Source organism: Chengkuizengella marina (genome assembly GCF_009910845.1).
In the GTDB taxonomy this organism is placed as follows: Bacteria; Bacillota; Bacilli; order Paenibacillales; family KCTC-33759; genus Chengkuizengella; species Chengkuizengella marina.
In genome coordinates this window covers 1-14,662 of sequence record NZ_SIJB01000024.1, presented here as the reverse complement: position 1 = coordinate 14,662, position 14,662 = coordinate 1, and the positions used below count along the sequence as shown (strand labels likewise).

Genomic DNA, 14,662 nt, shown 5'->3' with positions numbered 1-14,662 from the left:
TCCTTTTGCTGCTTAACAATATTCTTATTCACCTCTTCATTCCAATATGCACTTCCCTATAGGCAATAGCTACCTAATTTTTGAGTAAAAATATATAACCTAACTAGCAACAAGCTTCTTCTTTAGGAGCAGGAAATTAAAACGTATCCAGAATCGGCAGTGTTCATGATTTCAAATTAACATTCAGCTTATTTAAAAGCCATTGCAGCTCGAACAGCTTTTTTCCAACCACTATAGAGCTTATTTCTCATGTTCTCATTCATAGAAGGATGAAAGCTTTGATCCAGACACCAATTTTGCGATATTTCATCTTGATCTTTCCAATAGTTGACTGCAAGACCTGCTAAATAAGCCGCACCTAATGCCGTTGTTTCACTTACGATTGGACGTTCAACAGGTACATCTAAAATATCACTTTGAAAATTCATTAAAAAGTTATTCTGAACAGCGCCACCATCAACTCTTAATGTATTTACAAGTATACCTGCATCCGCTTCCATAGCCATTAAAACATCTTTTGTTTGATAAGCTTGAGACTCCAATGTTGCACGGATCAAATGTGTTTTGTCAGTCCCTCTTGTAAGTCCAAATATTGCTCCTCTAACATCACTATCCCAGTAAGGAGTACCTAATCCAACAAAAGCAGGTACGACATATACTCCTTCCGTTGATTCAACTTTTCTGGCGTAATCTTCACAATCAGATGTTTGTTTAATCAGCTTCAATCCATCACGTAACCATTGGATAGCAGAACCTGCTATAAACACACTTCCTTCTAGTGCATATTCAATTTTTCCATCTATTCCCCAGGCAATAGTAGTAAGTAAACCGTGACTTGATTTCACAGCATTTTCACCCGTGTTCATTAACATAAAACATCCCGTGCCGTAGGTATTTTTCACCATGCCTTGCTTATAACAAGCCTGCCCAAACAAAGCAGCTTGTTGATCTCCTGCAACACCGCAAATTGGGATAGGATATCCATCTAAAAGTTCACTAGATGTAGTTGTATAAATCTCGGAAGAAGGGCAAACTCTAGGAAGCATAGATTTAGGTACATTTAATATATCTACAAGCTCATCATCCCATTGCAATTCATAAATATTGTACATTAAAGTTCGTGAAGCATTAGAATAGTCCGTTACATGTTTTTTACCTCCGGACAACTTCCAAATCAGCCAACTATCTATCGTTCCACATAATAGATCACCTTGACTCGCTTTGTTTCGTGCCCCTTCTACATGATCAAGGATCCACTTTACCTTTGTACCTGAAAAATAAGGATCAATGACGAGACCTGTTTTAGCTGAGAATAAATCTTCATAACCTTCTGATTTTAATTGTTCACATATTTCATCAGTTTGACGTGATTGCCACACGATTGCATGATATATTGGTTTTCCAGTCTGCTTATCCCATACGACTACAGTCTCTCGTTGATTTGTAATTCCTATACCAGCAATTTGTGAGGAATTTATGTCTGATTTGGTCATAACATTCTTCATGACTTCTAAACTGGACTCCCAAATTTCATTTGCATCATGTTCTACCCAGCCTGGTTTTGGAAAATGTTGTGTGAACTCCTTTTGTTCAGTTTGAACTACTTGTCCTTTATGGTTAAATAAAATCGCTCTCGTACTTGTTGTCCCTTGATCCAAAGCTAATATAAATTGTTCCATTAAGCTCTCTCCTTCTAATACAATATTCCTATAAATTACAAAATAAGGACTTATACATTTTACTTTACAATGCTTCAAATCATTCGTAAATAAAAAAATAAGAGACTAAATCAAATTGACCTAATCTCTAAAAAAGTAATTAACTATTAAATTTTCCTCATGAATTACGTTATCTCTCAAAATTAAACTTATCAATAATACGGTAATCTGCCGAACCTTCTTATATAGCCAAAAGGAAATCTTCTTCTAAAGAAACCTAATCTTCTACCGTATGGAAAGCCAAAACCATATCCTGGGAATCCGAATCCATACCCTGGAAATCCAAATCCACCATAACCAAATTGTCTCATATGGTGAGAGTGATGATAAGGCTGATGATGATGCATATTATTTGGCATCATCATCTCTTCAGCTGCCATTACATTCTCACAGTTTGGACATGCCAAATATAAATTTTCCTCATCAACACATTCTACAAATCCGTCTTGAGTAGTTCCATCCATCATTTCAACCATAACATATCGATGCATATTTTGATAACAAACGTCTTTCATACCATTCATATGTGCTGGTGCTACACCTGCTTTTGACATTGGGGCTATGTTTTCATTTGATATTGGATATACTCCTTTTTTTGATATCGGGGCTATGTTTTCGTTTGTCGTGGGAGATACTCCAGGATTTGAGATTGGACCTACATTATTTGAGATCGGACCTACATTATTATTTGATATTGGCGATACCCCAGCATTAGTATTATTCATTTTTCGTAAACACCTCCTACACCAACCATGATATTCACCTGTGGGCAAAAGGCTACTATATTAAAAAAAATGGGTGTTTACCTAGTTTATTTTTACCGTATGTGCACCATCAAAAAGATATAAATATTGTTCAGAAACAGGAATTTTCCATATGTGTTCAACGGCTTTTGTATACATTTCAATTTGCATGTTATATCTTTCTTTTATTTCATTTAACTTATTTCCATAAACTGCATCTGTTTTATAATCGATAAGAATAAAGTGGTCATTTTCTAAAAATAAACAATCTATAATCCCTTGTATCAATACTATTTCACTAGAAGATACAGAGTCATGAGTGACATATACATCTTTGGCAGGTATTCCATAACTAAAGGGCACTTCTCGGTAAAAGGTTTTGGACAAATTCAACCTTCTACCTAAATCACTTTGAAAAAAAGTATAAATAACAGAAATATCAACCAGTTTACTTTGCTCTGCAGAAATCATATTTTTCATTAGTAGGTCATCAAGAGTTCGTTGTATTACCTCTAAAGTAATCACTTTTTGTAATGGAATGTGCTGCATGATGGAATGATACACTGTTCCTCTCTCTGCAGCATTCACTTGTTTTTGTTCCATAAATCGAGGTCTTCTTTTTAAATTATTTTTTTGAGGAATTGATTTTAACAATGATGCTGATAGGATCTCTTCATCATTTCTAGTCATCATTTCTATTTTTAAATCAGTCAACCTTTTCATTTCTGAAACTGAGGTTTTAGATAACAAAGTTTGAGATAATTTGTTATCATCTTTCCAATTAAATTTATGAAATAATAAATCAGCTATGAATGGATCAGTTTTATATTCATAGTTTTGCAACTGAGTTAGAGACTTTAAACTAGATACAGTCATTAAATCCTTTTCTTTTTGTTCCTCTATTAAATTACGAGTAGACATAGTCTCAAACACCCATTTTGAATTGTAGCTATTTTCTTTGAATCTAGGGGTCAAATGGTGATCTAATAATTCCCTCATTGGTTTCATATGATCATGACGTATTAATGCAGGACCTAACCAATCAAAATAGCTTCGAGCACTGACTAATACATAATCAGGAAGCTGTGAAGAAGCACTTCCAATAATTGGACTCCATTTCAATAACTTCTTCTTTAAATGTTTAATAGTACCTACTAAAAATAGTTTTTCTTTTGCACGTGTTAAAGCAACATAAAGTATACGCATTTCTTCAGCTAACATTTCTAATTGCAGTCTTCTTTTGATAGCTAAACTAGGTAAGGTAGGGTAAGATATTCTATTCATAATATCCACATATTTAGGACCAAAACCCAACTGTTTATGCATTAAAAAAGGATTGTGTAAATCTTGAAAGTTAAACATTTTATTTATTCCAGCAACAAATACTATCGGAAATTCCAACCCTTTACTCTTATGTATGGACATTAAACGAACCACATTTTCTTGTTCTCCTACTGCTATTGCAGTCCCTAAGTCTCCTCCTCTATCGCGCATTTGATTAATGAAGCTTAAAAAGCGGAATAAACCTCTAAAAGAAGTTTTCTCATATTGTTTAGCACGGTCATATAACAAACGTAGATTTGCTTGTTTTTGTACCCCTCCTGGCATCCCACCTACCATGTCGAAAAATATAGTCTCACGATATATGTGCCAAATTAATTCTGAAACAGAGCCTTGTCTAGCTTTTATTCGCCAACTTTCTAGTTGAATCATAAATTGATCCAGCTTATTCTTTAGATCATGTTCGTTATTTTCCTTTTGATTTATAAAAGCCTTCAATGCTTCAAAATAGGAGTTATTCGGATCAGAAAGACGGATTAATGCCATATCATCAGCAGAAAGTTGAACGATTGGAGAACGTAAAACTGCCGCTAACGGAATATCTTGATATGGATTATCTATCACTTTTAAGACAGACAATATTACTTCTACTTCTCCGGCATCAAAATAACCTGAATCCAAATCCGCATAACAAGGAATACCTGCTTTTTTAAGTTCATCTGTAAAAATTGGAGACCATTGTTGAGTTGATCTAAGTAAAATTACAATATCCTTATATGTTGCTGGACGTTCATCTCCATGTTTATCTGTTACATAAAAAGGTGCTCCGTTACCACCTACTAATTTTTTTATTTGATTTATAATGTGAAATACTTCTAATTGAGCCGTCTCAACATCTTGTGAGTCTATAGATGGTTTTAAATTTGCATCATTTTCGTTGTCCTGTTGTTGATCGTCTAAAGACCTATCAATCATCTGAATTTGAATCGATGAATTAGTATGTCCTAGCTGGTTCATTTCAGAGAAACCTTCACCATAAATTAATGCAGATTTCTCATCATATGTCATCTCTCCAACAGATTCATTCATCAATTGTTGGAAAATATAATTAACGCCATTAATGATCTCTTTACGACTTCTAAAGTTTTTTGAAAGATCAATCTTTATCCCGTCTTGATATTGGCTTTTCTTATTCACACTCTCATATCTTTTATACTTATCTAAAAACAAACCTGGCTCTGCTAAACGAAATCGATAAATACTTTGTTTTACATCCCCTACCATAAATCGATTACCTGGTTTATCTTTTGAAATTAAAGATAAAATGGCTTCTTGAACCATATTTGTATCTTGATATTCATCTATTAATACCTCTTCAAAATAACTTTGATAATTCAATGCAATTTGAGAAGGCTGCAAATGATAAAGTTCAGAATCTCCATCACATAAAATTTGTAAACAATAATGTTCTAGATCACTATAATCAACTAACCCCTTATCTACTTTAGCAAGTTGATATTGCTCAGAAAAATCTTGGATCAATTTTACCAGTGCTTTCATTAATGGAGCAACTTCTTTCAACTCTTCATAAAAAGTTTCTAGTGATCTTTGAAACAATTCTTCACGTATATCGCCAATTAGTTTCTTCGCTTCATTTCTTAGTTCCTTTACTTGATCTTGTAATTGTGAATCTATTTCTTGATTCCTAGTTGATTTGAGATTTGGAAATTGAATATTTTGAAAGGAAAGATATAATTGCTTCCAATCTCTATCTTTAGCATCCAAAAATAGTTGGTCTACGAATTCAATATCTTCCAAAATCATATCCACATAAATTAAAGGTCCATTCGGTTCTTTTGCCAACTTTAGCGCTTCTTTTAACAAACCTAAAATACCTTTCAGTTCAATTTGTACACTTTGCATTAAACTTTGCATCCATAACTGACTAAATTCAATATTGTCATCTTCAAGATTTGTGCCTACCGTTTGAAATTGATTAGCCATTTGTTGCAACCATTGATCTGGCCATGGATGGCTTCGCGAGTAATCATATAAACGAAGTACTAAATGAAATAGTAAATCATCATTCCTTTCTCCAGTATAAGCTTCTACAAGCTTCCAAAAATCACTATCTGGATGACTGTTCTCATAATATCTTTCAAATAAGTCTTCTAAAACTTCCTGTCTAATTAATTCTGTTTCTGTATCGTTACCTATTCTAAATTTGGGATCCATTTGAATAGAGTGGAAATTTTGCTGTATCACTTCCAAACAAAAAGAATGCAAAGTTGTAATATTGGCTTTATGAATTAACGTTAGCTGCTTCTTCAAATGATCTGACTGTGGATTTTTAGATAATTCTTTCTCCAGTGCTTCTCTAATTCTATGTCTCATTTCTGAAGCAGCGGCTTTCGTAAATGTTGCTACAAGTAAATGATCAACATCAATACCGTCCGCTTCTGAAGAAATCAAACGTATGATTCGCTCTACAAGAACAGCTGTTTTTCCTGAACCTGCTGCTGCTGAAATAAGGACATTGTCTCCTCTTGTTGAAATAGCAGACCATTGATCATCTGTCCAATAGCTACCTTTTGGTTTAGGTACTGATATCACTTCGATTCACCTCTTTCCTCAATCTCCTGTTCTATTGTTGTTAGTACCTCTTCATTGGATTTCATTTGTAATTCACGATATTCATTATTTTCATATAAGGTATTAAACTGACAAATAGATTTATACTCACAATAAGTACAGGCAATTTTCTTAGCCATTCGATACGGTTTGATTTCAACATTTCCATTCATAATCTCTGATCCGATACTGACCATCATTTGTCTTGTATAACCTCTTAATTGCTCCCATTGGTTTTCTTCTACTACGGAAGAGGTTTTATAAAAACCACCTTTAGACTTAACGGCAACGGGAATCATGTTAGAGTGACCACTTTGTAATTGTAGGTCCATCTTTTTCACCATATCTTCATCTGCAAGCAAAAGCCCCTTCATTTTAAATCGATTAAATAACTGCTTTTCTGCTTGCTCTGGTGAAAGTTGGTTAGATAGACTCAATATTGGATTTTGTATATGAAAATATAATACTCCTGCTGGTTTAGCTTGCTCTCCTATCCATTTTTCAGAATGTGTAATAATTACATCTAAATAAGTTAACATTTGCAAGGAAAGACCATAAAAGACCTCTGATAAATTTAATGCTTTTTCGCTAGATTTGTAATCAATTACCCTTAGTAAAACCCCCTGATCACTGAAGGCACGATCGACACGGTCAATTCTCCCTTTTAATTCCATTTGATATCCTTGAACTAAATCTAGCTTTAATGGAGGCAATATACCGTTTAACCCAAAATCTATTTCAAAACCAATCGGTTCAAAATCTGATCTTTTTGCTTGTTCACTTAGTATTATAGTTGCTCTGCTAATAATGTTCGTTAATTTTTTTGTAATGTACAGGTACCTTTTGGAGCTAAATAAGATTTCACTCTGTAACTTGGGAGATAATAGCTTAACGGATTGTTCTGCACGTAAAATACAGTCCTCTCTAGTTAAATCAGACCACTTCATCTTACTCTCTAGTAATTGTTCAGATATCATCTTTAACGCAGCATGAAATAGTTGTCCAATATCCGGTGCTTCTAGACGATAGATTTTCCTTTCTTTTAATCGTAGTCCATAAGAAACAAAGTGGGCATATGGACATGAAATAAACTTCTCCATTCTAGACACGCTAGTATGTAATTTATCCCCGTATATTTTTAAACCTGTATCCATAGGTAAAGAATGTTCTTCATTAGTAAAAAAAACACCGTAACTTAAACGTTGTAATTTACCTTTCCATTTTTCATTTGTATGAAACCAATGGAAAACTTGCAGCCATATATCTGATAACGGAATTCCATTTTTCCATTGCTGTAATTGTATCATCAAATAGGATAAAACACGGTCTGGATGCTCAAAAAATGGGATGATTTCATCCATCTTTGTTAAAGCAGTTGGATCAGCTGAAAGAAGCTTTGTCTCAAGATGAGGAAACATTTTTTTGATTTTAAATATAACCTCAGAGCATAAAAGAGCGTTCCCTTCTTCATCAGACATAGGATAGCTAATCCATAACTTATCATTACTCGTTGTTAAAGTTGTATATATTAAAAATTGCTCTTCCATTAATTTCTTTTTACTATTGGGGGCTAATTCAATACCGGTTTCAAGTAAATATTCACGTTCATGTTCAGTTAGCACTCCGTCTCCCTTCATTGTAGCAGGCAATACTCCATCATTCACCCCAACTAAAAAACAATATTTAATATCACTTGATCGTGTGCGCTCCATGCTTCCTATTAATACTTGATCTAAAGAGGGAGGAACAAGTCCCATCTTTATCCCTTCTAATCCAGTATCGATTAACTCTGCAAATAACTCGTTTGTGATTTCTTCTTCACCGATCACTTCTACTAGCTGATCAAACACATCCATTACACTTCCCCATATTTGCGTATGAACTTTGGATTGTTCTGCCTGACCTTGCTCCATACTCTCTAAACTCCATTGCTCCAATCTCTCATAAATCTGCATGGATTCCAACAATTCAAATAGTACTGAAACTTTTTCACTTACTTTTACAGCCTTACTCATTTGATTTTGAAACTGGAGGATTGGTTGTGCTACTAAGTCTTTTGTCAAATTCAAACGTTTAAAAAACTGTGATTCTTCTTTTTCATTTGTAAACTGTTCTTCATCTTCTAATGATTTAATTTTATATTCCCAAGGCATGTTATCTGTCCATTTAGAACCTTGGATTCCAAAGGCTAAAACATAATTCTCTAATTCGTCAAATGTAATATATTGATATTCTTCATCATCAGATTGTATCTGTTGGAAAAATCCAGTTTTTATGCAACGAAAAACGGCTTCATATCTCCAATAATAATTCACAATTTCTAATGCTGATCGAATGAATTCAACTATTGGATGATTCATTACTTCACGTTTTTCATCAATAAAAAATGGGATATCATAATCTGAAAAAGTAGTTGAGAAGATATCTTGATAATCTTGCATATTTCTTATTAATACTGCAAAATCTTTCCATCGATAATTTTGCTCTCGAACCCATCGGACCATTTGACGAGCTACTCCTTCAACTTCTGCTCTACGATGAACTGCAGCATATATTTCTATATGTCCATCAACATTTTGACCTGTCCATTTTAGACCCGTTGCAAAATGCTGTTCTAAATGATAAACAGGTGCATTATGAATAAAACGTTTTGTCTGATTTAAAGTGATTGTTTCTTCTTGTTGAAGTTTTAATTCCTCAATCATTTTCTGAAGTTGAATCATTGTTTTAGCTGTAGGATGAAATAAATCTAATTCCTTTGCTTCATCAAGTGCATGATATTTTTTATCAATTGTTAATGTTATCTTTACTTTTTTTGCAGTTTGAAGAATCTGTCCTAAAATTTTATATTCAAGTGGCGTGAAACCATGAAATCCATCTACCCATATTTCTGCTTTTTGTATGTATTGTGAATCTTTAATTTGATTAGCCAATATATCAAGATAGTCTTCTGCATCAATATACTGTGATTGAAACATGTTCTCATATTGCTCATATAACAAATAAATATCATGTAATTTATCTTCAAAAGTTTGTTCTTTACCACTGAACAAATCATCGAATTTGTGTAAATAATTTTTTATATCACGAGATTTTAAACAATATCTTTTAAATTCATTAAATAATTCATTGATCTCATCTAAAAAACCAATCTGTCTAGCACATTGATGAAAACATTTCAACTTGCTATTTTGTTCTTTTAATATTTTATATAAAAGTAGTTTTTTTCCAGTATCATCAATGGGAGAGAGTGTAGTACCTCCTGTCTCCTGCATAATTTGAAAAGCTAGTCTTCGAAAGCTCAACACCTGAGCACGCATCATACCAGTTAAATCTGGTGAGGTGACAATTGCATGCTCCATTTGGAAACTCACCTGTTCAGGGACTAACATAATAATAGGATCACCAATTGGATTTTCTCTTAACTCTTCACAAATTTCATCTACACAAAACTGACTTTTCCCAGTCCCTGCTCTTCCTATTACAAATTGAACTGACAACCAAATCCCCCCTAGTTCAATAAAATACTATCTTTTAACTTATGTATTTGATTTAGTAATATTTTCTCATTGTTTTGTTGTTAATGTCATGCTTGTCTATTCATTTTCATATATATAATTACACCCCACCAATAGGCTTTCAGCACAGGAAGTGCTTATTTAAGTAACCAGTACACGAACACGATGTACTGGTGCTGAAGTTCTTTTATAAGTATATCTTTTTGGAGAGGATTTTCATAGAATGATAAATGATATATTACTTCCTTTATTTACTGGATTATGTTTATTTTTATTTGGGATGAAAATAATGGAGTTAGCTTTGCATAACTGGGCCGGTTCTCATCTTAAAAGTATTTTAGAGCGGTTTACTAGAACACCACTGAGGGGGATGGTAACGGGGACTGCTTTAACTGCTTTTTTACAAAGCAGCAGTGCGATTACTGTCATTACGATTGGAATGGTGAATGCAAGAATCATGACCTTTCCTAGAACATTAGGAATTATATTAGGTACAAATATCGGTACATGTATTACAACGGAATTAATAGGGTTAAATATTAGCCACCTTGCATTCCCAATGCTTATTGTGTCTTTTATCGTTTGGATGATCAGCTGGTTTTTCAAAGAACAACAACAAGAAAAAACGATTTTCATGAATACCGTGTTGATGTTAAGATACTTATCTTTGGCAATCATCGGATTTTCATGTGTATTATTAGGTGTGGAAATTATGCAAGTCATGGTGCCTGCTTTACAATCAAGAGGCATGTTCACTTGGTTTCTGGAACAATCTCAACAAAGTTTATTATGGGGGATCATTGCAGGTACTTGTATAACCGCAATCATTCAAAGTAGTTCAGCAATGGTTGCTATAACAATGGGTTTAATTACATTAGATACTTTTTCACTTGAATTAGGTATTGCCATTATTGTTGGAGCAAATATTGGAACATGTGTCACATCAATGATTGCAAGTATTGGAGGTAGTAAATCAGGACAATTCGTTGCATGGTCACATGTTATTTTAAATGTAGGAGGAGCTATTTTATTCTACCCATTACTGTCGTTGCTTGCGAGTATTTCAACTTCTATCTCTTCGAATCCATCAGAACAGATAGCCCATGCTCAAACTATTTATAACGTAGTCTGCTCTATCATTGCGCTACCGTTATGTTATATGTCTTTTATTAAGAGACTGAAAAATTAGTTTTATATGTATGAAAAACAAATATTAAAAGCTCATACTAGATAATGAGAATATGTTTTTTTTAATTATTTCTCTTTCAAAATAATTTTAACTATCAAGATGGCTAATGAAATAAAAAACAAACTAATTATAATAGGAAAAATTCCTGCTGCAAATACAAAAGGTAAAGCCAATAAAAGAACTAGATAAAAGAAAATTTTGTACATATTGTGTGTGTCACCTTCTAGTTGTATTCTAAATGCTTCTTTATAAATATAATTACCACTTTGTACTTCTAAATTTAGAGTAACCCCATTCAATCTTTTATTAAACAACTAAATATTTCCAACATATAAAAACCTTACTTAGGTATTATCAAGCTAACTCACTACAAAAGAAGTAATCTTTTGAATATCATTAATGGTAGAAATATCATTGGCAAACAAGGGAACATAAATTTTTGATTGTGTACTAAAACGTGTTTCTATCTCTTTTAAATACTTTTTCTCCATTCTTTTTCTTTGTTGTAAAAACTGTCCATCTACATCCTCTGGTAAAATTTTATTAACGATAAGTGATTGAACTTTTAAACCATACTTTTTTAATAAATGAATTGCTTTTTCAGTTTCTATAATGGGTAGCCGTTCAGGATTTAATACAAATGCTAACCCTGTTCTAGTCTCATCCAATAGAATATCGCGTACACGAGAAAAACGCTTTTTCCTCTTCAATAAAACTTCATATATAGGATCTTCTACCGGTTCCCCATCATTTAATAATTTGGAATATCGATCTGTTGTTGATTTTCTTTTTTCCAGCATTCCATTTATCCATACTCCAAGCAATTCTGGTAAAGAAAGCAGTCTTATCGTATGTCCAGTCGGAGCCGTATCAAATATTAAAACATCATATTGATTTTGTTCTTCTAAAATAATAGAAACCATCCGATCAAACAAAGCCGCTTCCTCAGCTCCTGGTGCACTTTCAGCAGTATCAATCTGTCGATGTACTTCTTCAAGCATGGTTACTTTCACAACATCTTGAATATTCTTTTTTACTTGTTTAATATATTTTTTAGTTTCTTTTTCAGCATTTATTTCTATTGCCCATAAATTCTCAAATATTTTGGTAGGAGTACTGTCTATATTAACCTGGAAAATATCACTTGTATTATGTGCTGGATCTGTAGAGATTAAAAGTGTTCTTTTTCTAGCATTCGCAAGTCCTACTGCAATAGCAGAAGCACTCGTAGATTTTCCAACCCCACCTTTGCCTCCGACAAATATTATCTTTTTGTTTAACAATGGATTCATTCAGTTTACCTTACCTTTCGCTTACAATTAAAATTAACAGCATCTAACTCCATCTAGAGGTGAATTATCCATCCCCATTCTAAGGTGCCATTTATGAAATTTTTCAAGCATATAAGGATATAACTCTAATGTATAATAAAATGCTGGGTTCGGAATACCAAACATTTCCGAAAAACATAAAAATAAAAATAAATCATCTTCATCTCTTAATTCACGTGCTATTTCAGTACGATGAGATATACTTAACATCTCATCATATCCTTGCATTAGCTTTTTTAAGGAATTTTTAATTTTCATTTCAACTCCCCTTCTTTATTTATTTTAAAAAAACAGGACCAGTTATTGAATAGTCTGATCCTGTTTTTGTTTACATTATGCTTTATAATCTATATCTGAAAATTTGTTTTTTGTTGAAAGAGCAGAAATAGCCTCTAGTAATATCCATAGAGTAAATCCTAATATGAGAGAACCAAAAATAAAGAGCAACATATTTCCTTCTGTTTCTCCAAGGCCTGACCAGTCAAACACAACTTGCTGAATCATGGCCCACAAAGTCATAAATAATAAAAATATCATCGGTGCTAACGTGACTAGATAATTTCTGTTTTGGTTCTTTAACCAAATTGATATTAGTAATAATGTTATACCTGCTAGTAATTGATTTGATGTACCGAAAAGAGGCCATAATAAGTAGCCACCTGAACCAAAACCTTTAGGTCCTTCTGGAAGTAAAACTAGTGCTGCACTTGATATAACAGCAATAGATGTTGCTACATGCGTTTTAGTTAATGCAGATACTTTATATTCACTACCTAATTCAGCAATAATATAACGCATTAAACGTACTGAAGTATCTAGCGTTGTAGCTGCAAAACTTACAACAATAACAGCTACAATTGTTGATGCAATACCTTCAGGAATCAATAAACCTGTAGCAAGTTGACCTGCACCACCTATAAATGCACCTAGTCCTCCTGCACTTGCATTTTGAAAGCTGCTATAAGTTGCTGTAAAGTCACCAGGGGTTGCAAAGAATGTAACTACAGCAATGATTGCAATTAAAGCTAATGTACCTTCTCCTACAGCCCCAAAATATCCAACAAAACGAGCATCTGTTTCCTTGTTGAGTTGTTTTGAAGAAGTCCCTGAGGAAACAAGACCATGGAAACCAGATATGGCTCCACATGCAATGGTAATAAATAAAAGAGGGAACCAAGAAACCTCAGCTTTACCATTGGTCATCGGTGCTGTCACAGTTGGATTTGAAAATAACAAACCTAAGTACAATATTGCTAAACCAACTATTAACTGATGAGAATTTATGTAATCACGTGGTTGTAATAACTTCCAAACAGGAAGAGTAGATGAAATGTAAGCATAAACCATAAGTATTATTATCCAAACAAAAAATGCCATGGACAATCCATTTAATCCAAACAAAGTCTGACTTTCTTCTCCCCCAAAGTAATGAACAAGATCAATTTGTAAAGCTGGAACATTGCTTGCTATAACAGCTGTTATATACATAACCGCTAAAGCAATAATGGAAGGTAATAACATGCTGCCTTTTTTCTTATAAACCTTATAGCCAATCCATATTGCTAGAGGAATTTCAAGAAATACGGGGAGTACTGAGGCAGGATATGAAATGAATAATCTAGATATAACCCATGCAAATACCGCATTAACCATTAGTACTAGAATTAAAATAATGAATAAAAATAATGTTTTTGCACGTTTACCTATTAATTTGCTAGCTATCGTACCGACGGATTGCCCTTTATTACGGACAGACAATACTAACGCACCAAAATCATGAACTCCAGCTGCAAAAACCGTACCAAACGTTACCCATATTAAAGCAGGCAACCAACCCCAGTACACTGCAATTGCTGGGCCTACGATCGGTGCGGCTCCAGCTACAGAAGTAAAGTGATGTCCCCACAGTACAAATTTATTCGTTGGAACAAAATCTACTCCGTCTTGAAACTTATGTGCTGGTGTTTCATAATTAGGGTCTAAACGATAAATCCTTTCTGCTACAAATTTGGAATAGTAACGATAACCAACTGTGAACATCAATATTCCAAAAACAGCGATCCAAATTCCACTCATTATAATCCTCCCAAGATAGAATGATGAAGTCTGAATACTATGAATTTACTAATATTTACTGTAGCTTGGTTTATATGAATTGTCAACGAAATTAATGTATGCGTTTTATTGAAAGTACTAGGAATTAACTATAAAAAAACGCCTCGTTATAGAGTGATATGCTCCCCTTACGGTA

General features: G+C 33.5%; 8 protein-coding genes. 1 reads left to right on the top strand and 7 read right to left on the bottom strand.

Annotation, left to right across the window (positions count from 1 at the left end; genetic code table 11):
• Window positions 1-188 precede the first annotated feature (188 nt).
• The 4 genes from glpK to addB form a co-directional block, all read right to left on the bottom strand.
• Window positions 189-1,679 carry a glycerol kinase GlpK gene (gene glpK / locus ERL59_RS10440; protein WP_160646163.1) on the bottom strand — a complete coding sequence of 497 codons (1,491 nt, stop codon included), beginning with the start codon at window positions 1,677-1,679 and terminating at the stop codon, window positions 189-191.
• A 191-nt stretch (window positions 1,680-1,870) separates the two neighbouring features.
• Window positions 1,871-2,443, bottom strand: coding sequence for a hypothetical protein (locus ERL59_RS20765; RefSeq protein WP_201763532.1), 573 nt, complete (start codon window positions 2,441-2,443; stop codon window positions 1,871-1,873).
• Window positions 2,444-2,524: 81 nt separating this feature from the next.
• The gene (gene addA / locus ERL59_RS10430; RefSeq protein WP_160646162.1) at window positions 2,525-6,355 is read right to left on the bottom strand and encodes a helicase-exonuclease AddAB subunit AddA; all 3,831 of its coding nucleotides are present in this window, start codon (window positions 6,353-6,355) and stop codon (window positions 2,525-2,527) included.
• Window positions 6,352-9,873, bottom strand: a complete 3,522-nt coding sequence (gene addB / locus ERL59_RS10425) for a helicase-exonuclease AddAB subunit AddB (RefSeq protein WP_160646161.1) — start codon at window positions 9,871-9,873, stop codon at window positions 6,352-6,354. Before addB ends, addA begins: the two co-directional genes overlap by 4 nt.
• 241 nt (window positions 9,874-10,114) lie before the next feature.
• Here addB and ERL59_RS10420 point away from each other — a divergent pair, with 241 nt between their 5' ends.
• On the top strand, window positions 10,115-11,080 hold the full coding sequence (locus ERL59_RS10420; RefSeq protein WP_160646160.1) for a Na/Pi cotransporter family protein: 966 nt from the start codon (window positions 10,115-10,117) through the stop codon (window positions 11,078-11,080).
• A gap of 359 nt (window positions 11,081-11,439) precedes the next feature.
• Here the strand turns inward: ERL59_RS10420 and ERL59_RS10415 are convergent, their stop codons facing one another.
• The 3 genes from ERL59_RS10415 to ERL59_RS10405 form a co-directional block, all read right to left on the bottom strand.
• A complete protein-coding gene (locus ERL59_RS10415; RefSeq protein ID WP_160646159.1) occupies window positions 11,440-12,372 on the bottom strand; it encodes an ArsA family ATPase in 933 nt (310 codons plus the stop codon).
• Window positions 12,373-12,405: 33 nt separating this feature from the next.
• Window positions 12,406-12,669, bottom strand: coding sequence for a cory-CC-star protein (locus ERL59_RS10410; protein WP_201763531.1), 264 nt, complete (start codon window positions 12,667-12,669; stop codon window positions 12,406-12,408).
• Window positions 12,670-12,744: 75 nt separating this feature from the next.
• The gene (locus tag ERL59_RS10405) at window positions 12,745-14,487 is read right to left on the bottom strand and encodes a carbon starvation CstA family protein (protein WP_160646158.1); all 1,743 of its coding nucleotides are present in this window, start codon (window positions 14,485-14,487) and stop codon (window positions 12,745-12,747) included.
• Window positions 14,488-14,662 lie beyond the last annotated feature (175 nt).